The 22593-nt window shown below is 39.8% G+C and carries 24 protein-coding genes and 1 pseudogene; 13 read left to right on the top strand and 12 right to left on the bottom strand.

Annotation, left to right across the window (positions count from 1 at the left end; translation table 11 throughout):
* Entirely contained in the window at positions 1 to 672 is a 672-nt protein-coding gene (locus tag M3197_RS08710; protein ID WP_251660744.1) for a response regulator transcription factor, read from the bottom strand.
* 175 nt (positions 673 to 847) lie between these two features.
* Between M3197_RS08710 and M3197_RS08705 the strand changes: the two genes are divergently transcribed.
* From M3197_RS08705 to M3197_RS08680, 6 genes and pseudogenes are all read left to right on the top strand, one after another.
* Entirely contained in the window at positions 848 to 1624 is a 777-nt protein-coding gene (locus tag M3197_RS08705) for a FixH family protein (protein WP_251660742.1), read from the top strand.
* A gap of 72 nt (positions 1625 to 1696) precedes the next feature.
* Positions 1697 to 2026, top strand: a complete 330-nt coding sequence (locus M3197_RS08700) for an ASCH domain-containing protein (RefSeq protein WP_251660740.1) — start codon at positions 1697 to 1699, stop codon at positions 2024 to 2026.
* 10 nt (positions 2027 to 2036) lie between these two features.
* On the top strand, positions 2037 to 2477 hold the full coding sequence (locus M3197_RS08695; RefSeq protein WP_251660738.1) for a hypothetical protein: 441 nt from the start codon (positions 2037 to 2039) through the stop codon (positions 2475 to 2477).
* A gap of 1146 nt (positions 2478 to 3623) precedes the next feature.
* A complete protein-coding gene (locus tag M3197_RS08690) occupies positions 3624 to 3809 on the top strand; it encodes a hypothetical protein (protein ID WP_251660736.1) in 186 nt (61 codons plus the stop codon).
* A gap of 196 nt (positions 3810 to 4005) precedes the next feature.
* Positions 4006 to 4778, top strand: a pseudogene (locus tag M3197_RS08685) (GNAT family N-acetyltransferase).
* A gap of 151 nt (positions 4779 to 4929) precedes the next feature.
* Entirely contained in the window at positions 4930 to 5166 is a 237-nt protein-coding gene (locus tag M3197_RS08680; RefSeq protein ID WP_251660732.1) for a hypothetical protein, read from the top strand.
* 101 nt (positions 5167 to 5267) lie between these two features.
* Here M3197_RS08680 and blaI read toward each other — a convergent pair whose 3' ends face one another.
* The 3 genes from blaI to bla all read right to left on the bottom strand — a co-directional run bounded on the left by blaI (position 5268) and on the right by bla (position 8519).
* Entirely contained in the window at positions 5268 to 5648 is a 381-nt protein-coding gene (blaI, locus tag M3197_RS08675) for a penicillinase repressor BlaI (protein WP_251660730.1), read from the bottom strand.
* A gap of 21 nt (positions 5649 to 5669) precedes the next feature.
* On the bottom strand, positions 5670 to 7442 hold the full coding sequence (locus M3197_RS08670) for a BlaR1 family beta-lactam sensor/signal transducer (RefSeq protein ID WP_251660728.1): 1773 nt from the start codon (positions 7440 to 7442) through the stop codon (positions 5670 to 5672).
* A gap of 147 nt (positions 7443 to 7589) precedes the next feature.
* The gene (gene bla / locus M3197_RS08665; protein WP_251660726.1) at positions 7590 to 8519 is read right to left on the bottom strand and encodes a class A beta-lactamase; all 930 of its coding nucleotides are present in this window, start codon (positions 8517 to 8519) and stop codon (positions 7590 to 7592) included.
* 637 nt (positions 8520 to 9156) lie between these two features.
* Between bla and M3197_RS08660 the strand changes: the two genes are divergently transcribed.
* Positions 9157 to 9837 (top strand): VOC family protein, encoded by a 681-nt coding sequence (locus tag M3197_RS08660; RefSeq protein WP_251660724.1) that lies wholly within the window; start codon positions 9157 to 9159, stop codon positions 9835 to 9837.
* 199 nt (positions 9838 to 10036) lie between these two features.
* Here M3197_RS08660 and pepF read toward each other — a convergent pair whose 3' ends face one another.
* Both pepF and M3197_RS08650 read right to left on the bottom strand, forming a co-directional pair.
* Positions 10037 to 11863: an oligoendopeptidase F gene (pepF, locus tag M3197_RS08655; RefSeq protein WP_251660723.1), complete on the bottom strand. Its 1827-nt coding sequence runs from the start codon at positions 11861 to 11863 to the stop codon at positions 10037 to 10039.
* A gap of 88 nt (positions 11864 to 11951) precedes the next feature.
* Complete coding sequence (locus M3197_RS08650) at positions 11952 to 12401, bottom strand: hypothetical protein (RefSeq protein WP_251660721.1); 450 nt, start codon at positions 12399 to 12401, stop codon at positions 11952 to 11954.
* A gap of 156 nt (positions 12402 to 12557) precedes the next feature.
* Between M3197_RS08650 and M3197_RS08645 the strand changes: the two genes are divergently transcribed.
* The 4 genes from M3197_RS08645 (at position 12558) to M3197_RS08630 (ending at position 15597) form a co-directional block, all read left to right on the top strand.
* Entirely contained in the window at positions 12558 to 13040 is a 483-nt protein-coding gene (locus tag M3197_RS08645; protein WP_251660719.1) for a PaaI family thioesterase, read from the top strand.
* A 62-nt stretch (positions 13041 to 13102) separates the two neighbouring features.
* Positions 13103 to 13420: a magnetosome magnetite crystal formation protein family gene (locus M3197_RS08640; protein WP_251660717.1), complete on the top strand. Its 318-nt coding sequence runs from the start codon at positions 13103 to 13105 to the stop codon at positions 13418 to 13420.
* Positions 13421 to 13612: 192 nt separating this feature from the next.
* The gene (locus M3197_RS08635; protein WP_251660715.1) at positions 13613 to 14848 is read left to right on the top strand and encodes a dicarboxylate/amino acid:cation symporter; all 1236 of its coding nucleotides are present in this window, start codon (positions 13613 to 13615) and stop codon (positions 14846 to 14848) included.
* A 131-nt stretch (positions 14849 to 14979) separates the two neighbouring features.
* A complete protein-coding gene (locus M3197_RS08630; RefSeq protein ID WP_251660713.1) occupies positions 14980 to 15597 on the top strand; it encodes a YitT family protein in 618 nt (205 codons plus the stop codon).
* On the opposite strand, the gene M3197_RS08625 is transcribed toward M3197_RS08630, so the two are convergent.
* Positions 15592 to 15966 (bottom strand): hypothetical protein, encoded by a 375-nt coding sequence (locus M3197_RS08625; protein WP_251660711.1) that lies wholly within the window; start codon positions 15964 to 15966, stop codon positions 15592 to 15594. The genes M3197_RS08630 and M3197_RS08625 overlap by 6 nt on opposite strands.
* A gap of 152 nt (positions 15967 to 16118) precedes the next feature.
* Here M3197_RS08625 and M3197_RS08620 point away from each other — a divergent pair, with 152 nt between their 5' ends.
* The gene (locus tag M3197_RS08620) at positions 16119 to 17699 is read left to right on the top strand and encodes a BCCT family transporter (RefSeq protein WP_251660709.1); all 1581 of its coding nucleotides are present in this window, start codon (positions 16119 to 16121) and stop codon (positions 17697 to 17699) included.
* A gap of 65 nt (positions 17700 to 17764) precedes the next feature.
* Here the strand turns inward: M3197_RS08620 and M3197_RS08615 are convergent, their stop codons facing one another.
* Positions 17765 to 18481, bottom strand: a complete 717-nt coding sequence (locus M3197_RS08615; RefSeq protein WP_251660707.1) for a metallophosphoesterase family protein — start codon at positions 18479 to 18481, stop codon at positions 17765 to 17767.
* Positions 18482 to 18610: 129 nt separating this feature from the next.
* On the opposite strand from M3197_RS08615, the gene M3197_RS08610 reads away from it, so the two are divergent.
* A complete protein-coding gene (locus M3197_RS08610; protein ID WP_251660705.1) occupies positions 18611 to 19156 on the top strand; it encodes a hypothetical protein in 546 nt (181 codons plus the stop codon).
* Positions 19157 to 19162: 6 nt separating this feature from the next.
* Here the strand turns inward: M3197_RS08610 and M3197_RS08605 are convergent, their stop codons facing one another.
* The 4 genes from M3197_RS08605 to M3197_RS08590 all read right to left on the bottom strand — a co-directional run bounded on the left by M3197_RS08605 (position 19163) and on the right by M3197_RS08590 (position 22524).
* Positions 19163 to 19801, bottom strand: a complete 639-nt coding sequence (locus tag M3197_RS08605) for a DUF3298 and DUF4163 domain-containing protein (RefSeq protein WP_251660703.1) — start codon at positions 19799 to 19801, stop codon at positions 19163 to 19165.
* Positions 19802 to 19904: 103 nt separating this feature from the next.
* A complete protein-coding gene (locus M3197_RS08600; RefSeq protein WP_251660700.1) occupies positions 19905 to 20855 on the bottom strand; it encodes a metal ABC transporter solute-binding protein, Zn/Mn family in 951 nt (316 codons plus the stop codon).
* Positions 20856 to 20923: 68 nt separating this feature from the next.
* Positions 20924 to 21781 (bottom strand): metal ABC transporter permease, encoded by an 858-nt coding sequence (locus M3197_RS08595; protein WP_251660698.1) that lies wholly within the window; start codon positions 21779 to 21781, stop codon positions 20924 to 20926.
* The gene (locus M3197_RS08590; RefSeq protein WP_251660697.1) at positions 21781 to 22524 is read right to left on the bottom strand and encodes a metal ABC transporter ATP-binding protein; all 744 of its coding nucleotides are present in this window, start codon (positions 22522 to 22524) and stop codon (positions 21781 to 21783) included. The genes M3197_RS08595 and M3197_RS08590 overlap by 1 nt, the downstream gene beginning before the upstream one ends.
* Positions 22525 to 22593: the final 69 nt, after the last annotated feature.

The following is a 22593-nucleotide window of genomic DNA, read 5'->3' as shown; positions in this document are numbered from 1 at the left end:
TTAAACCTCGAACTTGTAGCCGATTCCCCAGACAGTTTCTATTTTTTGTCCTTCTTCTCCCAATTTCAACCTCAATGTCTTAATATGTGTGTCGACAGTCCTTACGCTACTGTCGTGATCGTCTCCCCATACAATTTGGAGAAGCTCATCCCGTGAGTAAACGCGTCCTGAATTTTTTGCGAGGACGTAAAGAATCCCAAATTCCTTCAGTGTAAGCGACAATGCCTTCCCATTTAACGTCGCACGGTGTGCCTCTTTATCAATTTCAAGTGGACCAAATGTCAGTGCACTGTGGAGCTCTTTGCGTTGATAGGATCTACGTAAGACGGAAGCAACTCTTGCAAGTAATTCCCCAGGTAAAAAGGGTTTCACAATGTAATCATCACCATGCTTGAGACCTTTGATCTTATCCCATTCTTCTCCTTTAGCCGACAAGAAGATAATCGGAAGATCAATCGTTCGTTTCACTTCTTGCGCAAAGAGGAAGCCATCCATATAAGGCATCATGACATCTGCTAAACAAAGGTCTACACGAACTTCATGTAGCAAAGAAAGTGCGTGGACACCATCTGTTGCTTCTACAACGTGATACCCTTCAGTTTCTAAAAAAGTGCGGATTAGTTTTCTCATTTCTGCTTCATCATCGATTACCATAATTGTATACGAAATCATTTGGTTTCCTCATTTCATCTAGTCAATAATCTATTCATTTTCTCAAAAAACGGTGAACATTCCATGAAGTTTAAAGACTTCATAGATCCTTCGAATTTACTTAGTACAATGATGCTTATAAGCTAATAATACTTGAAAGCACAGCAACCGTTAAGCAAAAAGGAGCGAGGTTCATTTGAAAAAGAAACAGTTGGCAATGAGTACAGCACTGATCGCACTATTAGTAACAGGATGCGGGCAAAATGATTCGGATGTAAATGCAAGTGAAGACGAAGAAGTTGTGGTTGAACCGATCACGGTAGAGCTAACTGTTCCTGAAACAGGGAAAGCCGGAGAATCCATTCAATTAGCAGCGGCGGTCACTCAAGGTGATGAAGCGGTAGCGGATGCTAGTGAAGTTGAATATGAAATTTGGGAAGATGGAAAGAAAGAAGATAGCTGGAAGGTCAAATCCGACCAGAAAACGGATGGTCTTTACGAAGCGGAAGCTAAATTTGAACAGGATGGTTTGTACCATGTTCAAGTCCACGTAACAGCGCGAGATATGCACACAATGCCGATGAAAGAAATTACAATTGGTAAAGGGGCAGTAGAAGGTGATGCAGCTACTGAAGCTGAAGACAAAGAAAGTCATGAGCATCATCATGGAACGGAAGGATTTTCTATGCACTTCATGGAACCTGAAGCTGTAAAGGTGAATGAATCTGCAATGATGAGTGTCCATCTACAGCAAGATGAAAAGCCACTTGAAAAAGCACGTGTACGACTTGAAGTTGTTGTAAATGATAAAACGGATGAAGCACAATGGGTGAAGTTAACGGAAGAGAAGCCTGGAGAATACGCAGGGGACGTGACATTTGAAACTGCTGGAAAAGCAAGTGTTACTGTTCATGTGGAAAATGAGGAAGGATTGCACGAGCATGAAACTCATGAGATAACGATTTCGAAATAATAGACTGTTCGATTCGAAATTTCAGTGCTTACGATATATAATGAAGAAAATAGTTGAAATGGGGAATTTTAAATGGAATATCCAAAAAAAACATGCTCAGTTGAACGACTAGTGACTGTACCAGCAGATGTGCAAAAGGTGTTGGAAGGTAAAAAAACGTCAACTCGGAGAAACGGTGTCTATGCTTACCCTGGCGAGGTTATGGAGTTAGATGGTAAGGGATTTAAAGTCGATTCACTTTATCAACAATCACTTGGTGAAGTGACAGAAGAACATGCTCACCAAGAGGGTTTCGAGAATTTAGACGCTTACAAGCAATCGATTCTCGATATGCATGAAGGGATGAAATGGATTCCTACTATGAAAGTATGGGTACATGAGTTTTCTCCCGTAAAGAATTGATGGATTTGATATGGGCTTCTTATATACAGCCATCGTCTATATCCATGTGTTATCAGCAGTAGCCTCAGTTGGACCGCTATTTATGCTGTTCCCGATTATTTCACGTATTCGCAGAGCGGTTTTGAGTGAGGAAGCAATTCTTCTTTCATTATTTAAATGGACAATTCGCTTTGTGATGCATTCGGGACATGTTCTTGTAGTTTCTGGAGTGATTCTGATCTTGATTGGGCCCTGGCCATGGTATACCTCATGGGTAATTGTCACGTTAGGCATTATGATGCTATCGATTGTATTTCTGGCTAGTGGTTTTTCAGTAGTATTGAATCGCTTTCCTAAAGAACCAGAAAATCGAGAAGCACTGTTAAAAAAATTAAAGACCACGTCGTGGCGGTATATAGGATTACTGCTAATTATGCTTTACCTAATGGTTGTCAAACCATCATTTTGGTAAAGATGAAAACAAATCAAATCATTTTAAATAATAAAGCGAGCGTATCATTCGAGAGAAACGGATGACATGCTCGCTTTTTTGTTCCATGTGAAATTGGTTCCATAACATTAGTCAAGATAGTTTTCTAAAAATCGCCAATCCATAAACCTTACAATCGAGACAGTATAGAGTAATCTAGTTTCTTGTTCTGAAAAATATGCTTCCTGGCCAATGGTGATTTGAAAAGAGCCGATAGGAAAGTAGAGAAGGAAAACCCATGGCAATTAGCTTTTATTGTTTGGAAAATGAGGGTTTTGTTGAAGTAAGATAATGTTTGATAATAATTAATGAATTCTGGTAATTTGTTGAAAGTTTGGTACAATTTAATTGATAAGTTAAATTACTATGCTCCCCACACGGTCTATGAAGACTGTTGCTTTCCGCTCCAGACGGAACGCTTTCCGAGGGGCGTGGCTTGAGCCTCCTCGGTCGCAAAAAACGCTCCCTGCGGGGTCTCAATGCGCACGCTGATCCCTTCGGAGTCGTCCGTCTTCCGCTCCAAGCAACGACGAATACTAAAAATAAAGCGTCTGTTCATCAACCGGGCCATTTAATTATGGACGTTGGATTTAGGGAGGAGTGATATAATGCCGACTTGCCAGAATTGTAATAAAGAGTGGAATTGGAAACAAACAATAAAAAAAACGACAACGTTGGACCCTGCAATGACTTGTCCTAACTGCTGAGAAAAGCAATATCAAACACAGAAATCTAAAAAGAGGATCAGCTTTCTAACTGTAATTATTTTATTGCCACTACTGATCCAAATCTTCTTTGATATACCAGTAATTATCCTGTTTAGCTTACTTCCCGTTTTCGCTGCTATCGTTTTTCTTTTATATCCATTTTTTGTGGAATTGAGTAGTAAGGAGAGGTACATAGGCGAACAGTGAAGTGTTTGGACAAGAATAGGGGGATTTAATCGCATAGCTTTGTACCAGAATCGGGGCGCGTTTGCTGCACAAATAATCGCGCCAATATCGCAAACGGGCCATTTTTTAGATTCGAGTAACTAGAGATGAAAATGACGAGGTAGAATAAAAAAATGTTGAAGATTAACCTGAAAAAGTATTGATACAGGAGCTATTAAGAAATGAGGATTATGTAGTGAAAAAAATTTCTTTGATAATTTTAATGCTTATTGGTGTTTTTATGATGTCCGTAACAATAGGTAGCTTGGGGGAGCAAGGAAACCGTGTTATGAATTTTCTAGGGAGAATCTTTTTTATCGGTGGAACCTTTTATTCTCTATACTTAAGCTTTGGTGTAAAAAGTAGTAATAACTCCGAATAAAGTATAGTTTTCTTATTTCAATTCTATTTTTGTACCACATATAATTAAGTAAGGATATTAGAAATAAACAAGTAACGGGGCATTAACGGAATAAAAGTTGTGCCAGAATCGGGCCAGATTGAATAAGATCCCATGTCACAAAAGGAATTAGTAATGATTTGAATTTCAATAATAAATTTATGAGAGTAGGAATTAAATGATCTATGAAGCAAAGCTGAGGTAAGAAAAAAATTAGTCCCTATGTTTGAAAATATTGATAGCACTATTGTTCTTTCATATCTTCAAGGTCATATGGGAACTGCTTGGGTGGATGACCTGGAGAATCCAGTGGTTGCCCAGATAACTGTAGGGATTTTTGTGTTTTATGCTGGCGATTCAAGTACAAAAGAAGCTGAGGAATTGCTATATAATCTCCCGGAATTCACCCTAGCAATTGTTGATTCTGATGAATGGAAAGACCGGATAGAGACAGTTCATAATGGTGCGATTGAGAAATTTCAACGATACAGTTTTGAAAAGAACCCGGAGCACTTAAATAGGTTACATATACGGAACCTAATGTCTTCATTACCAGAGGGCTATGAAATTAGGAAGGTTGATAACAATATAGCATTTACACCTTCTTTTAAGGAACTGTCTGAGGATTTTGTAAGTCAGTTTGAATCCATTGATGATTTTATTAAAAGAGGTGTGGGTTATGCCATACTACACGACGGTGAAGTTGTTGCTGCAGCGACATCTTTTAGTGTATATGACGATGGTATCGAGATTGAAATTGCTACACATCCCGAATATAGAAGAAAAGGCTTGGCGACTATAGTGGGCTCCGCTCTAATCTTAGATTGCCTGGACAGTGGGAAGTACCCCAGTTGGGATGGAGCTAATTCTGAGTCAGTTGAATTAGCCAAAAAACTTGGTTACGAGTTCAAAGAATCATATGATACCTATTTCATTAACCATATAAAATGATTTTTATGTAAGGAAATAAACCTTTAGTAACTTGTTATTTCGTTTGACGACTAAGAGCACGAGTAATTTCCTAATGTTCCATCATCGGGTGCTTTTCTTGCATAGAGTTTGTGTTTCAACCGGACCAAATTGATGGAGAAGGAGTGACAGTATGACTATTGTTTTTTTAGGGTTATGTATAATCATAGGATCTGGTTTAATATCTCATTCGCTTGATAACGCAAAAACAATTAAGTACAGATATGAGTTTATTTCAGCAAATGAACGAAACATAATCATATTTGATAAGAAAACGGGTAGTTACTGGCAGAAGCTCATTGAGGAAAGCGATGGAACGACTGAATGGCAAAAACAAGAATCTCCAATTGCCAAACAAGAACAACGTTAGTTCATTAATCATCAAAAGGGCATAATAGTGAATGCAATTTTTTGGACTAATCCAGTAGATATAGCCAAAGGATGCTTTTAGTTTTTAAAGACGGGACGGTCTTATTTTTTATCCTTCTTATCCAAGATGGATCTTAGTTCTTTAATATCTTCTTCAGACAGGTCCTCATCCTGAATGAATTGAACGAGCATCGATTTTAAGGTGCCATCATAGAATCGTTTTAGAAAGGAGTCTGCTTTGGCACGTTGGCATTCGTCTTGGGAATATCGCGGATAGAATGTATAAACTTTCTGATTCTTATGGACACCGACGACTTCTTTTTTTGTAAGCCGATCCAACAGGGTACGTACGGTTTTCGGCTTCCAGGTCGTTTGTGCCTGCAAGGATGAAATGATATCATTTGCGGTTTGTGGCGCTTTTGCCCAAAGTACCTTCAAGATTTCCCATTCTGACTCTGAAATAGCGGGTATTTTATTCTTCACGTGAATCCCTGCCTTTACCTTTTAATTGATGCCTTTATCTTGCAGAATGGATTTTGTAATTTCAGCAGCCATACCGCCACTGGCATGATGGTCGCTTTCGATATTTGTTGCGAAAAAGAACGTGTTGTTTTTCGTTTCTACATATCCAATGAACCAGCCATTTACATTTTTTCGGTTTACCGTCCCTGTGCCGGTTTTGCCATAGAGTGTTCCGTTGTCTGTCGTCTCCAGTTTGATGCCGTCTTTTATGAGTTGAATGTTTTTTCCATCAAATCCAAATTGGTTTGTATAAAAGTCTTTGAGTATCTGCACCTGTTCAATCGGTGAAATTTTCAAGGAAGATTCAAGCCAATAGTCTTCTGTTCCACCAGACAGATTTTGATTACCATACTTTATTTTATCAAGGTAAGATTTAATGTTTTTCTTTTGTACCTTTTTGTCCAAGTGCTGGAAGTACCAAGTTACGGAATTTTCTAGTGCAGTAAACAAATCTTGACTCTGGTTCCAGCTTTGATAAGGATAAGATTTCCCATTCCACTTCACTGAGTTGTCAATTCGTGTAATGACCTCGGATTCCAATGCAAATAATGCACTGTAAAGTTTGTACGTTGAATTGGGGGAAACCCGCAATGTGCTTTTATCTTTATTATAGATATTGTATTGTTTTTCCTGTAAATCGTACAGTACAAAGCTACCTTCATATCCATTGAAAAATGCGCTTAAATCCTCATACACTGTCTGCTCATTGTCAAAATTAATCCGGTCATCACCATAAGACTTTGCAGAAACAATAGGTATCTGACTCAAGACAATTCCTGCTAGAAGTATAAAAATCAGGATGCTTTTCAATTGTAGTATCTTTGTTTCAAATGTAAAGGTTGCAATACATTCGATCCGTTTTTTTAATTGCTTTTTTGAACTAGCGAGCTGGTTAGCCATTGCGAATTGCTTTTGAAAATAGGATTTTTCCGCAAACATAATAATTGTGTTTCCGTATGTAGCATGCTGATTTTGATCCAATATATTTAGGACAGCACTGTCACACGCGATTTCCCGGTCCAATCTCATCTCCCTGAACGCCATCCAAATCAATGGATTAAACCAGTATAATATCTGGAACAGGACAATCAGATAATTTGTGGCGATGTCTTTATATTTATAGTGATGTAATTCATGCAGAAAAATGCATTTTATTTTGTCCATGGACAGCCATTCTTCAGCATGACGTGGCAGGATTATATAGGTTTTAAATATCCCGAACGTCAACGGGGATTTGATTAGTGGCGATTCTCCCAAAATCAGTGGTCGCGCTACATTAAGTCCTAGTTTGCACTCATCGAATAAGGCTATCAGCTCGTTATTCTTTAGGAAGCTTATGGACTTTTTTATTTGTCGCAGTTTTATCCATGCGTGAAGGGAAAGAGCAATCATCACGAGTACGCCTGTAATCCATATTATGGATAAAGTATTATTCAGAAATGTCAAATCTAACCGGTTAACGGATATTGAAAAATCATGCATCCAATTTCCATTTTCCCATAATCCAGGGTTTTCGGTTGTGGTAAAGGATGGTAAGGGTTTTCCGTTTTGGTTCTCATACCACGTAAACTTGTCCCAGAAGTTTAATAATTGGGATGGAATATAAGGCAATAGTAAAGCGATTAGTAATAGGAACCAGAGATTGTATTTCCATTTGGATGACAATTGGTTCTTGAAAATTTTTCGGATCAGCATGACAACAATAGCCATGATAGAAGATATGATCAAGCAAACAGTCAGATGGAGGACAAACATTTCTTCAACTCCTTAACCACGAAGTTATCTACTCAAAGCACCTCTGTTTTACCACTCGAGTCTATTTTATCACCTTGGAAAGAAGTGCAAAAAAACAGAAGGATCACACATGGTGTCCCTCACTGACATGTGTGATCCGGGATTTTCTCATTTTAAGGCATTCAGTGTGATTTCGGCAGCTTTTGCAATCAGTGCGTCATCATATTCAGCATTCTCTGTATCGTGCCGGGACATAATTGCAATGACGATTGGTTCTTTGTTCGGTGGCCATACAACGGCAATGTCATTTCTTGTTCCGTAGGTTCCGGCGCCGCTTTTATCAACAACTATCCATTCTTCAGGTGCGCCTGCACGTATTAATGGATCCCCTGATTCATTTCCTGTCATCCAGTTGATAAGCAATTCTCGCTTATCATCAGTAAGAAAATCACTAAGGGCGACCTTCTTCAGATTGGTGGCCATAGCTCTCGGTGTGCTTGTATCACGCTTATTCCCCGGTGTGAATTTATTTAATTCAATTTCGTATCGTTCGGGTTGAGTAACGTCATCGCCAATGTCATGTAGGGCTTGCTCAAATTTATCAGGACCCCCAATAGCCTCAAGTAGAAGATTCCCCGCAGTGTTGTCACTTTTCCGGATGGCAGCTTCATTTATTTCCAACAGCGTCAATCCGGTATCCACTTGTTTCTCGGTGACCGGAGAATAAGGAACCAAATCATCATTAGTGTACGTAACGACTTTTTCAAGATCTTCTAAGCTGTTTTGCTTAAGTAAAATTGCTGCAGCGAAAGGTTTGAAGGTGGATGAATAGGCAAAACGTTCATTCGGTTGGTATTCAACGGTTCGATTCGTCTCGGTATATATTGCATAGACACCGAGTTGGGCATCAAACTCATTTTCAAGCTGTACAAACATTTCAATCTTATTAATTGGTTGCTTTGATTGAATCTCCTTGTCGGATGATGCATCGTTCTTATTATCTGCATTTCCGCATGCGGTAAGTATTGTTAGTAACAGCGACGTTAAGGACAGTGTAAACAGGCGAATACCTATTTTGTATGGGCTTGTTTTTCTCACATTGATACCTCTTCTCTAAAAGATTGAATTGCTTATATTTATTTTCTCAGTTTACCAACTGTTATTTGTGAAAATTAAATATCTCCTTATTAACTATTTGGACTACAGATGTAGTCCAATATTACATTTGTAGTCCATGAGATGTCAAGCTGAAGTTTTAAAGTAGTTTGGAACTATCTTGAAGTATTTTTCTGTGAAGATGGGGAATTACGTGGCAAGCCTGTCATAAAGAAATAAGAAAACATATCGGTTACAAAGAGGAGCGGAGAGGGCTGGTACGTGTTCTCTCTGACCGCGTATTCGTTCTTGCTTACAATCAGTGCGAAATCATGTCGAAAATGACTTGCTGTATAGATTACGATACGAGAATCTGTTCCAGCCGGAGCGAAAAGAAAAGTTGAAAAAGAGATTCGTAAAATCATCGAGAACTGTAAGGACTGAATAAGAGGTTGTGAAGAACTACAGAACTCTTTGAAATATGAGTGGTACAATATGAATAGATATTAAAAAATACTTTTTCTACTTCCAGTTCAATCGGGCAGTTTTATTTTTAAGTGTTTATAATCTTGTTACAAGGATAGTTAACTAGAGAATTGAATTACTTCATACAAGGATAGACATAAGAGGGGATATTGATATGGAAATAAAATTACTGACTTTACAAACGACTGAATTAGAGAAGATGAAAGCATTTTATACGCAACATCTAGGTTTTATAATTTGCGGTGAGAATACAAATGGATTTCAAATTCGAGTTGGATCAAGTATTTTAGAATTTACAAATGAAAAAGTGGTAGGGGAACCATATTATCATTTTGCATTTAATATTCCTGCCAATCAGTTTCAAGAAGCAAAGGAATGGTTGAAAGGAAAAACAACACTTTTATTAGAAGATGGAGAAGACGAGGCAGATTTTTCATTTTGGCCAGCACATGCTTGTTATTTTGAAGATCCAGCAGGAAATATAGTCGAACTCATTGCTCGATACAATGAGAATCCAATTAGCGAATCACCATTTACAATAAATAGTATTCTAAATATCAGTGAAATTGGTTTAATGGTAAAAGATGCACCAATGGTCGGTGAGCAATTTAAGGAAATTGACATTTTTGATAGTGATAATGATCCGGTTACTAATTCTTCTTTAAACTTTATGCAAGATCATAATAATGGTGTTTTTATTATTTTAACTAGCATAGATAGAAGATGGTTGTTCTCAGAAAAGAAATCTAAAATATTTCCAATGAAAATAACTCTTGATGAACAATTAGTTGTTGGAGTAGATAAAGAACATGAATTTTTCATTGAAAAAAGTTAATGACTGTAGACGAAAAGGGGAGAAATCGACTTGATTTTTATCCCTTTTGTTATTTCGATTCTTCGTCATCATGTCCATCAGCGCATTTGATAGGTGGCTCAGATGTATATCAAAACAGGAAGATATCGCAAAGAACGAACAAGAAAAAGAGCAGTGGCCATCTAGCCGCTGCTCTTTTTCTTGTTTGTTAAATTATTGATTACTTAGTAGGTTGTGCTTCGGCGTTAATTTCCTCTGTTAGCTGAACGAGCTGGTCAATAAGATCACCAATATAAGCAATCGTATTGCGTAACGGTTCGTCAGTCGTAATGTCGACGCCCGCCATTTTTGAAAGTTCAGCTGGTGTTTGTGTTCCACCTGCTTGTAAAACTTTCAACCAATCATCTACTGCTGGCTGACCTTCATTCAACACGCGTTTTGCCATTTCTGTTGAAATCGTAAGCCCTGCACTGTACGTATATGGATACAGACCCATGTAGTAATGAGGTTGACGCATCCAAGTAAGCTCTGCGCCTTCATTAATTTCCACAGCATCCCCCCAGAATTCTTCCAGTACGCCACGCTTTAGCTCATTTAAAATGGTTGCATTGACGCTGCCGCCTGCATCGATTTTTTCATACACTTTTCGCTGATAAGCAGCTTCTAGTAAATGCGTTACAAAGTTGTGATAATACGTACGTGAAATAATGGAAGAAATGACCCAACGTTTGAACTTCAGGTCTTCTGAATTTGAAAGAAGATGGTTTGCTACGAGCATTTCATTCATCGTCGATGGAGCTTCGATGAAATAGGTAGACGGACGTGAGTTGAACACGTTCTGGTTCTTATGAGCATTGTAGAAATGCCCAGCGTGTCCAAGTTCGTGAGCCAGGACAAATACATCTTCCATGCTACCTGTCCAAGAAATCAGGATATACGGGTGAGTGCCATAAGGGCTGGAACAAAAAGCGCCTGTCGACTTGCCTTTGTTCTGTGCGAAATCCGTCCAACGCTCATCATATGAACGTTTCACCATATCTAAATAGTCTGGCCCCATAATGGCAAGAGCTTCGTTAATGTATTTTTTGGATTCTTCTACAGTGATTGTCGGTTCGTACGTTGCATCCAAAGGGATTTTTAAATCTGCGAACGTCATTTTGTCGAGACCGTGCACATCTTTTAGCAGGTTTGCATACTTGCGCATGTGTGGAGCCAATTCTTTGGTGATCAAATCGATTTGGCGATGATACATCGACTGATCGACTTCCTGATTGAATAATAAGTAGTCTGTAATACTTTCATAGCCACGTAAATCGGAAGTGATTTTCTCGAGTTGCAAGTGAGAGTCATACGTTTTAGCAGTCGTATGCTGATAGTCACGTAATTTTGCAGAAAACGCTTCGAACGCAGCACGGCGTTTTTTCGTATCCGGCTCGGACTCCCAACCACCTTCAAATGAGACATAGCTGAGCGGGTATGAGTTCCCATCTACGACGAAGTCAGGAAAATCCATATCAACCATTTTAGTCGTGTTATACAAGCCATAAGGTGCCTCGAAAGCAGAAGAATAAGCAGCAAGCGCCTTCTCAACTTCCGGGTGAAGGCGATACTGCTTCTCACGGATCAATTCTTTCAGATAGTGGCTATATTCTTCTGATTGCTCCATCGCTTGCTGTAATACGTCCTCAGGAAGCTCTAGCAATTCGCTCGTAACAAAAGAGAGTTGGCTTCCTACTTTAGCTGAAACTGAACCGAAATGGCTATCTCGCATTTGTGCTTCGTCATTTGTCTGGTCAACACTCACTGCTAAGCTAGAGTACGTACCCAATGGAATAATCTGCATGTAAATCGCTTCAAATTGTTTCAGGACAGCTACTACATCGTCAGCTGTTTGGATATTTCCTTGGAACTTCTGTGCGAATGCTGTAACGTCAGTTTGCAGTGTTCCTAGAGCTTCTGAATAGGCAGCCTCCGAAGGGAATAGATCTTTCAAATTCCACGTTTCTTCTTGAGGTACTTCTGATCTTGGCGGTAATTGTTTAACCAATGAACTCTCTCCCTTATTTCGAATTCTGAACTATTTTTAGTATAAAACAAATAGACTGAAATGTACAAAGATTTATAGCGTGAATTAGTTAAGATGGAGAATGGCTTGTGAGTATGAAATCAACCATCCAGTCCGTGTCTAATGGCCCGTCAAGTAGTGTATATTGGTCTCCATTTTGTGTGACGATCAAACTGTCTTCCACCATTATGGTTACGAGATTTTCATCGTGATCCTCAATACTGATTGTGAATTGGTTGAAATTCAACTCATCGAGGATTTCTTGAGAATCTTTTTTCTTTAATTCATAGCTACCTAGAAACTCTAACAGATTGGCAATCTGTTCTTTGTCTGATGAAACCCATGCGGGCGGGGTCATACCTGTAGTAGAAGGTTTAGTAAAAATAAGTTGAGCTACATGGTCTTCAGGCAACTGTAGCACTTCTGAGAATTTCTTTGAAGAGAATTCATTAATGGAATGGATCATGGCATAAGCTCCTCCGACGAGTAGAAGAACTAGTAGAAACGCGCGTAATTTCATAGAATCAGCCTCCTTGTATCGTTCGTTAGTGTAGTATACGCATGCTCATGATCAGGTGGTATTGTATTCCGACGCTAGTATATGTATGAGTCAATATAATAATTCTCAGAATTATTATGATATACTCATAAGCAAATAGGTGAAGGAGGAATTTAAATGGTACAAAAAGTTGAACATGCGATTCAGGATCGTTATCCGGATGACTTTTCGTGGTGTTATGGATGTGGTCGATTAAACAAAGAAGGTCACCATTTTAGAACCGGTTGGGAAGGGGACCAAACCGTTACATATTATGAGCCTGATTCTAATCACAAGGCGATTCCAGGATTTGTCTATGGAGGAATCATCGCATCGTTAATAGATTGCCATGGAACCGGCTCCGCATCATTAGCACTTCATCGTAAAAATGGATTTGAACCAAATAACGAGGAACTTCCACCGAGGTTTGTAACCGCTTCCTTGGCAGTGAATTATGTTAAACCGACTCCAGAAGGGACTACCTTGAAAGCTGTCGGCACCGTTGAAGAAATACATCCTAAGAAATTCAAAGTAGCCGTTGAAGTTTTTGCTGAGGGTGTACTATGTGCAACTGGAGAAGTTGTTGCAGTTGTCATGCCTGCCTCATTTGGAGCAAAATAAAATGAATCTTTTCCACGCTTCACTCGTAAAATTACTAAGAACGAGTGAAAGGATGGAAGCTTATGGAAACAAAAGGATTAAAGATTCTCATACACGCCAGCGCATTCTTTGCACCATTTTTGGTGCCAGTTGCGATATACATTATGACGTTTTTTGTGGAGTTAGATGAACAAATAAAACGGTTGTCGATTCAAGCGCTTTTGTTCCAATTAGTCATGGGAGCATTGATCGTTTTGTCAACGATTTTTTCGTTTATCCTAATAGGAATACCGTTCCTGATTGGTTTCATCATTATGACAATTGTGATTCCGATTATCGCGATTATTAAAACGCTTCAAGATGAGCCATACAATTATCCAATCGTGGGTCGTTGGTTCTAATTAGTTTACTGAATAGAAAAATTGTTGTGTTTCTATATTAGAAAAGTTATTATGTATAGAAATGCACACGTGAAAACCTTTCCCGTGAGAAGATGCTCTGGGAAGGGCTTTTTTTATAGTACCGTGTGAAAGCGTTTGCATGTATACATATACATTGGAATACAGTAGATTACCAATGAAAAAGGGGAGGGAATGGAATTGAAATTACGTTTCAACTTAGTCACTCAAATTTTTGTTGCCTTTGTTTTAGCTATTATTCTAGGAAGTATATTCGGAAGTAAAATTGATTTCCTACAGCCGCTCGGTGATTTGTTCTTACGACTCATTAAATTTGTAATTGCACCACTTGTTCTTTCAACTCTTGTTGTAGGGGTTGCAAGTATGTCAGATCCTAAACAACTAGGGCGAATCGGTATCAAAACGATTGTGTATTATTTAGCTACAACTGCCATCGCAATTATTATTGGATTATCAGTAGCATTTTTGATCAACCCAGGGACTGGGGTCAATATTTCTACAGATGAGAGTAGCATACCTGAAGCTGCTATCGCAGAACCACAAAGTGCGATTGATACGTTCTTGAACATTGTACCTACTAATCCTTTTGAGGCACTTGCTACGGGTAATATACTGCAAATTATTTTCTTTGCTTTATTTATAGGCATTGCCATTACTATGATTGGTGAAAAGGCAGCGCCTGTGTTGTCCTTCTTTGAAGGATTTGCGGAAATTATGTACAAAATAACAGGGATTATTATGCGTGTCGCTCCATTTGGTATTTTAGGATTAATGGCGCCAGTCGTTGGAGAATATGGATTATCTGTCTTGCTGCCTCTGTTAAAAGTAGTGCTGGCGGTATACATTGCGTGTGTTGTTCATGCACTTGTCGTTTACTCCATTGCTGTGAAAACAATGGGCAAACTTAGTCCGATTACGTTCTTTAAAGGCATTTTCCCAGCTGCACTTGTAGCATTTAGTACTGCAAGCAGTGCAGGAACACTTCCTGTTACTATCAAGAACACAACAGAGAATCTTGGCGTGCCAAAACGTATCGCGAGTTTTGTTCTGCCACTTGGAGCTACTATTAACATGGATGGAACTGCAATCTATCAAGGGGTTGCTGTCGTGTTCATCGCACAATTCTTCGATCTTCAGCTGACGTTCCTACAGTTGCTAACTGTCGTTTTGACAACTGTTCTTGCATCTATTGGAACAGCCGGGGTACCAGGTGCAGGCATGATTATGCTTGCAATGGTTTTGAACTCCGTGAATATGCCACTCGAAGGAATCGCTCTTATCGCAGGTATTGACAGGGTGCTCGACATGATGCGGACGTCTGTTAATATCATTGGAGATGCGTCAGCTGCGGTCATTGTAGCTGGATCAGAAAGAGAAATCAAACCCACTCAATCCACTCTCACGTCATAAAAGATTTACTATAAAAAGCGCCGTCCATATTAAATGGACGGCGCTTTTTTCATTAACCTTAACAGATTAGGAAAGTCTGGGTGCTTGTTGCCATATAGTTGTAACAGAACACAATGAGGTGGTGAGTGGAGATGGAAACCGCTAGAAAGATAATTGCATTACTTGTAGGAAGTATTTTTATAGGTATAGGCTTAAACTTATTTCTAATCCCTCAGGGGTTGATGGAGGGTGGGGCTCTTGGGATTAGTCTCATAGTGCATTATATTACGGGAACGAAAGTAGGGCTGACGTTCCTACTAATAAGTATTCCTATTTTCATGCTGACTTGGTTTGTGTACAGACCATTTTTCTATAACGGTATCCACGGCATGTTGATTTCGGCTCTTATCATCGACCTTCTTGCACCAGTTAAAGAGAGCGATGTAGCCATTCAATTAGGGCCGGTTCTCAGTAGTGCAACAGGAGGAATCCTTATTGGAATCGGTACAGGAATCATGTTGCGCCGTGGTATTAGTATCGGTGGAACCGACTTACTTGCTCAGCTCATAGCGAAAGGATTGCGAACGAATTCGGGTCTAATTATCATGTTGTTTGACATCATTATCGTTACGGTTGGTAGCCTATCTGTCCCAACTGTTTCGCTCGTCCTCTCTCTAATTACAGTCTGTAGCGTCGGTTTAACGATTAGTGCCATTGTTTCATGGAAACCAAAAGTAGTTCCGTCAAAAGAAATAGTCAGTAGATTATGAAACTTCCTTATCATGAAAAGAATTTTCTGCCGTACGGAAACTTTGATAAACATCTATAGTATTTACAAGGAACAAAAGGAATACGAGGAAATAGGAAAACCACATTAAGCCATCACCACTTAAAGGAAAGGCAACATCCTTTCGACCTTCATACAAGGACTCAATCATAAAAGTGAATAGGTGAATGTCCAATAGCAAGGGAAATAATGTACTTGTCCAAGCCATGTTAAGCAGCAATTTTCCTGCAGCTAACTTTTTGCTCCATATTCCATCTGAGCTCTCATAAGCGCCTAATACGATTTCAATAACTGCTAACAGTAGAATGATGGGAATGTAAAGAGATAACGCATTTTCATCAGCGGTTGTCATGTGATCACTTCCTTTTCATACAAATTGTATCCGTATTGATATGAATTTAGACAAGACTGAAACATATCGAATTAGATCATTACAATTTCCATGTTATACATACAAAAATGAGGGTATTGGGGTAGTAACTAGAGAAATAGGAGTCGTTGCCGGTGGAGAAGAAGATTTGGAAGAATCCAGTGTTTGTAATATCCGCATCTGTCATTTTCATCTTAGTAGTACTTGGTGCGGTCATGAACGAAAAGTTTGGAGTTGTAGCAGATCAGTTATATGAATTTACCACGAGAAGTTTCGGCTGGTTCTACTTGCTTGTTGTATTTGTATTGATCGTGTTTCTAATTGGACTAGCCATTAGTAAATATGGAGCCATCCGTTTAGGTGGAGATGATGAACGACCGGATTTTCCATTCTTTACATGGATCGGTATGTTGTTTTCAGCTGGTTTTGGTGTGGGACTTGTCTTTTATGGTGTTGCTGAGCCAATGAGCCATTATATTAATGCACCTGTTTCAGGGGTGGAGCCTGGTACGGAAGAGGCGGCACGTGTTGCAATGGGGTATTCATTCTTCCATTGGGGAATCTCTCAGTGGGCTATTTTTGGCTTAGTTGGTATGGTTATTGCATTTTTACAGTTTAGAAAGAAGAAAGATGGACTTATTTCAACCGCATTGGAACCTGTAGTAGGTTCAAACAAGTATTTGATGGGGGGTATTGACTCGTTAGCGGTCATTGCAACGGTGATGGGGATTGCGACTTCATTGGGCCTCGGTGTTCTTCAAATGAGTGGAGGACTGGAGTATGCATTCGACATCAATAATACATACCTCGTTCAATTTTTAATCATTGCAGTTGTTTTCGTAGCCTATATGATTTCTGCGTCAACAGGGTTAGAGAAAGGAATTCGATATTTAGGGAATTTCAACTTAGGACTCGCGATCACATTACTCGCCTTTTTCTTTGTCGTCGGTCCAAAGGTATTCATATTGGACAGTTTTACGTTAGCAATCGGGGATTATATTACGAATTTCATCCAATATAGTTTGCGTTTGCAGCCCTATGGTGAAGGGACATGGGTTCAGAAATGGACGATTTTTTACTGGGCATGGACGATTGCCTGGTCACCATTTGTCGGAGCTTTTGTAGCTCGTGTTTCGAAAGGAAGAACGATTCGAGAATTCATAGTCGGAGTTATGATCATCCCTCCTGTATTTGCATGTATGTGGGTGGCAACTCTTGGCGGAACAGCGCTATATAGTGATTTGAAAAATGGGACAAACATTGCTGAAGCAGTCGACCAAGACGTGACATCTGCTCTATTCGCAACGTTCCAACATATGCCCTTCACGGGAGTCTTAACGTTCTTGGCTATCATTTTAATATTCACATTCTTGGTCACATCTGCTGATTCGGCGACGTACATTTTAGCAAGCATGACGACGAAGGGGAGCCTGTTACCACCTCTAGCAGTAAAGTTGACGTGGGGCGTGCTCATGGCGGCAATTGGTGCAGTTCTCCTGTATGCAGGTGGTCTTGAAGCCCTCCAGTCGGCCTCCTTAGTATCTGCATTGCCATTCGGTGTATTTTTAATAATCATGGTATTTTCTATGGTTAAAATGCTGAAGAAAGAACCGATTACAGTAAGACCGAGAGATGTACGATGCTTTGAACGAATAGAAGCCGAGTATAAGAAGAAAAAAGAACGACGAAAAGAAAAACAGACGAACAAGAGCTGAGGACAGCATGTTCAATCCATAAAAAAACAAGCAGACGAGTCATTTTTTTGACTCGACTGCTTGTTTTATTTTTTTGCAAAAACAAAGACTTCTTTCTTTTCAGGAAGGACTAAACAGTTTAATTGTCCACCAAATACAGCACCACCATCTATTCCGATAATGGAATTTGACCCGTAGTAGATGCTATTATCGCTCTCATCATTACGAAGCCCCTTTGTCGGTGTATGTCCAAAAATTACTGTCTTTGGCCCCTTATAATTAGCATGGAATTCATCTCGTATCCAGATTAGTTCATGTGGATCCGTTTCTTCCAACGATACTCCAGGCTTCACCCCAGCATGTATGAAGATTGTCTCTTCTTCTTCAATATAGTAAGGAAGATTACGGACGAACTCTAAGTGACGATTGAGGTGATCCGAGTGAAGATGAGGTTTTTGGAATTCTTCTTCTTCCGAAAACAAAAAGGATTCCGGTTTGAATCCATAACTTTGCAATGTTGCATCTCCACCATTTCGACCAGTCCAATTTCTCCAAATGCGCTCATTGCCATCAATCAGAGATTTGACCATCATATCCTCGTGATTTCCTTTGAGAGCAACTGCGCCTCCTTCGACCAACTCTATGACTTTATCAAGCGTTGCTTTTGAATCAGGTCCTCTATCTATGTAATCTCCAAGTAAAAATAGTCGATCTGTTTTAGAATTGTAGTTGGCCTTTTCTAATAATGCAGTGAGCATACCCAGTTCGCCATGGATGTCACTAATGACAAGTGTCCGTTTCATAACTCTCTTCCTTTCCAACGAATATCTACACTAACAGTACGCCACATTTTCCGATAAATCAATTTCAGATAATCTGTAACGAATTGATACGGTTGCCGTCTGATTCTTTAAAATAGGGAGGCGGAGAGTGTGAAAAGAATTGGAATATTGCTCACTGTATTCTTGCTTGTTTGGTCAATGCCTCTAGAAAGAGAGGCACGTGCGTGTTCGTGTAAGGAACTTCCTTCTGTTTCAGAAGCTAAAGAACAGTCAGATGCTGTGTTTTTAGGCACGATTACAGAAATTACGGACGTGGGTATTCAAAGAGAAGCGACAATCGATGTACGGGAAGCCTGGAAAGGGGTAGATACTAAAACAATCAAGATCTACACGGGTTTTAACGATGGAGATTGTGGACTTCCAATCGTGAGTGGGGAAAGCTATCTGTTTTACGGAACAGATCGGAGCGAGGGAAGAGATGATGGTTTTCTGACAAGCGACATATGTACTAGAACAACGGCCGAGGCGAACGCAAAGGAAGATTTAAAAGAACTTGGTGTCGGGAAGAAGGAGTTTACCCAAGCAGAACCAAGCTCTTTCGCGGATGGCCATCCTAGATGGATCATACCAAGTATTTTAGGTTCGATTGTTTTTCTGTTTATCCTATATTGGATCATTCGTAAAAAACGAAACTAGATTCCATTATAAGAAAGGGATAAAGCGTTGCAATGGGCTTGCAACTGGTATGAGCTTCTCAATGTCTTTCAAAGCAATTGGGAAGTAAGGGAATCCCCATACGTACGGTGTGATTTCATATAATTGGAAATAGATAACGAGTGACGTATCCGCTAAGTAAAAGTCTTGGTCTCTTCTGATTTCAGCGAACGGTGGGTCGAGTAAATCTATATCCCATTCCTCAATCTTTTTGCGAATCCGATCCGATAAAGTCTTTTCAAAATCTTGAGGACCTAATAGATCATAGAGGGAATACCTTTTACCTGTTTGAGTATCAAACGTCAACGCTTTAACGACAGTCATTCCATGTGCGCCGCCTGTAAAGGAATAAGCAATGAGTGTCAGGCTCAAAAAGTTTCGTTCGTTTGTTTTAATCTCGAAATATACGATGAGTTCAACAAGATTCGGGTCATAGTAATTTTGGTCAATGAGTAGTTGGTTTAACTCATTCCGGATTTGCGTGTTGAGACTATGTTGTACGACAGGAAGTTGAGGGAGATGGACTTCTGGATATACAATGGAGATGGAAGGTGAAGGATTCGGTAATTGGCGTGTTGTAATAAGTACAGGAACATTTTTCAAAACATCATCCTTTCTTCGATGCATCATTTTATGCAATTCAATTCAATTCATTCCAAAGGTTATTGTTATCCAACAAAAAAAGACGGAGTACACTGCTTAAGTGCGTACTCCGTCTTTTCATGTAGGGTTATCGTTTCTTGCTGAGTTCATCGTGAATTAGATCAATGTTGTAGTTCAAGTATTTCACGTACGTATCGATTGCTTCACCTGGATCGCCGATTTCATCGGAAAAGATGGACTTCTCTGCCATGGGTACTCCAGTTTCCTTAGAAACCGTCTCCATTGGACGCGTATCCACGTTAGACTCTACAAATAATACAGGAACTTTATGTTCTTGGATGAAGTGAACCAAGTCTTTAATTTGTTTCGGAGAACCATTTTCTTCAGTGTCAATCTCCCAGATGTAAGCTTCTTTTAGGCCGTAGTGGTCATTCATATACTGGAAAGCACGTTCACTTGTAACAAGCGTGCGGTTTTCTTCAGGGATGTCATTTATCCGCTCTTCATATTCTTTGTCGAGTTCTTTCAAGCGATTTACGTACTCTTCGCCACTCTTTTTGATTTTCTCTCTGTCTGTCGGGTGTTTTTCAATTAGTACTTCAGTGATTTTTTCTGCCATGAGGACACCTACAGCGGGGTCGATAAAGGCGTGAGGGTTGATTTCTTCTTCACGTCCGTCTTCGTCAGTTAGGTATTTAGGTGTCACCTTTTCTGTCAGGTTGAAGATGTTTTCATCTTTCTGGTGAACTGAGTCTGTCATCTTCTTGAACCAACCTTTGTCACCGCCTTCTAAATTCAGTCCATTATAGAACAAAACGTCAGCATCTGTAGCTGCTTTAATGTCATTCGGGAGAGGCTCATATTCGTGGGGATCCGTTCCCGAAGGTACCAAGTTATGGACATCGATATAATCACCGCCAATTTGGCGAGCCATGTCTGCAATGATTGTAAATGAGGTTACGACTTTCAGTTTTTCTTTTCCGTCAGGTGCAGATTCAGTATTTTTGTCGCTACTGCATGCTGCGAGTACGAAGACTGCCATTACAGACAATCCTATCCAAGTTACAAATTTCTTCATAAGCAAAATCTTCTCCTTCTGTAAAAATAATAATTTAGCTATTGGAACCGGGGGAACTCGGTGCTGTGTTATGCTGCAGCGTCTTGTTTTCCACGGGACTTGAACATCTGAGTGACCAAACCTTGTTGCGGTGAAAATAGGAACGCTAACACGAATATAGACGTTGTTGCTAGTGCAATCACCGGTCCTGATGGCATGTTATACAAGAAACTGAAATACAAGCCGATGACTGCTGATAATGCACCGAAGAAAGATGCAAGCACTACCATCGTAGAAAGTCGGTTTGTTAACAAGTATGCTGCTGACGCTGGTGTGATGAGCATCGAAACAACAAGAATTACACCGACCGTTTGCAAGGATGCAACTGTTACAAGCGTCAGTAAAAACATGATCGCATAGTGGATGAATCTTGTATTTAGGCCATATGCAGCCGCCATTGTTTCATCGAAACTGGAAATGAGAAGCTCTTTGAAAAACAGTGCGACCGTTACGATTACGATAGCGCCGATGACAAGCGTGATCCACATATCGGAATCTCTGACGGACAATACATTACCGAATAGGATTTGGGTCAAGTCGGTGGCACTACGGGCTTTTGTGATTAAAATGATTCCGAGTGCGAAGAATGCAGAGAAGACGATTCCGATTGCGGAGTCACTTTTAATGCGACTTTTCTGACTGATCGCGCCTATACTAAATGCTGTGAGGACACCGGTTAACACCGCTCCATAGAAGTAGTTGATGCTGAGCATGTAGGAAATCGCCACACCTGGTAGGACTGCGTGAGAAATCGCATCTCCCATTAGTGCCATTCCTCTTAACACAATGAAGCTGCCAATCGCACCGCAAATAATCCCTACCATTACGGAAGTGATAAATGCTTTTTGCAAAAATGCATAGTTCATCAGATCATGAAAAAATTCCATTACATTTGAACCTCCAAATCATCAAACATTGTCATCGGTCGTTCATAAGCACGTGTCATGTTCTTTTCACGGAATACTTGCTCAACCGGCCCTGCATCGATTAATACGTTATTCATCAAAATCAAGTCATCAAAATAACTTTTCACCTTAGATAAGTCGTGGTGTACGACTAGCACGGTCTTACCTGCATCTTTGAGCTTTCTTAAAATACCGATGATCACTTCTTCACTTGAAACGTCAATTCCAACGAATGGTTCATCCAGGAAGAAGTAATCTGCTTTTTGTGCCAGAGCTCTCGCTAGAAAAACCCTCTGTTGTTGACCTCCTGACAATTCACCGATTTGACGATCAGCAAAATCTTGCATACCTACTTGTTTTAGACATTCCATAGCCCAAGCTTTATCCGCTTTGCTAGGTCGGTGAAATAATCCAAGCTTTGGATACGTACCGAGGAGCACTGTATCTTTTACAACAATTGGAAAATTCCAATCGATGTTTGAACGTTGTGGGACGTATGCAATTAGCTTTCGCACCTTATCAATCGATTCCGAACCGATTTGTGTAGCACCACTGTTTTTCTTTATTAATCCCAGCATTGCTTTCATCAAAGTGGATTTACCCGCTCCATTCGGTCCTAAAATCCCGATTAAACTGCCGGGTTCGAAAGTAAATGAAACATTGCTAACGACTTGCTTTCCTGAATATGAAACGGAAATGTTACTCGCAGTGATCGATTCTGTCATTCCAATTCCTCCTGAACTGATAAAGTAAAGTTTCCCATGTGCAACTTTTTGTATAATATCGGCTCTCCT

The organism is Sporosarcina aquimarina (assembly GCF_023715615.1).
Lineage (GTDB): Bacteria > Bacillota > Bacilli > Bacillales_A > Planococcaceae > Sporosarcina > Sporosarcina aquimarina_A.
The sequence above is the reverse complement of the archived record's forward strand: the minus strand, read 5'-3'. Positions and strand labels throughout refer to the sequence as shown.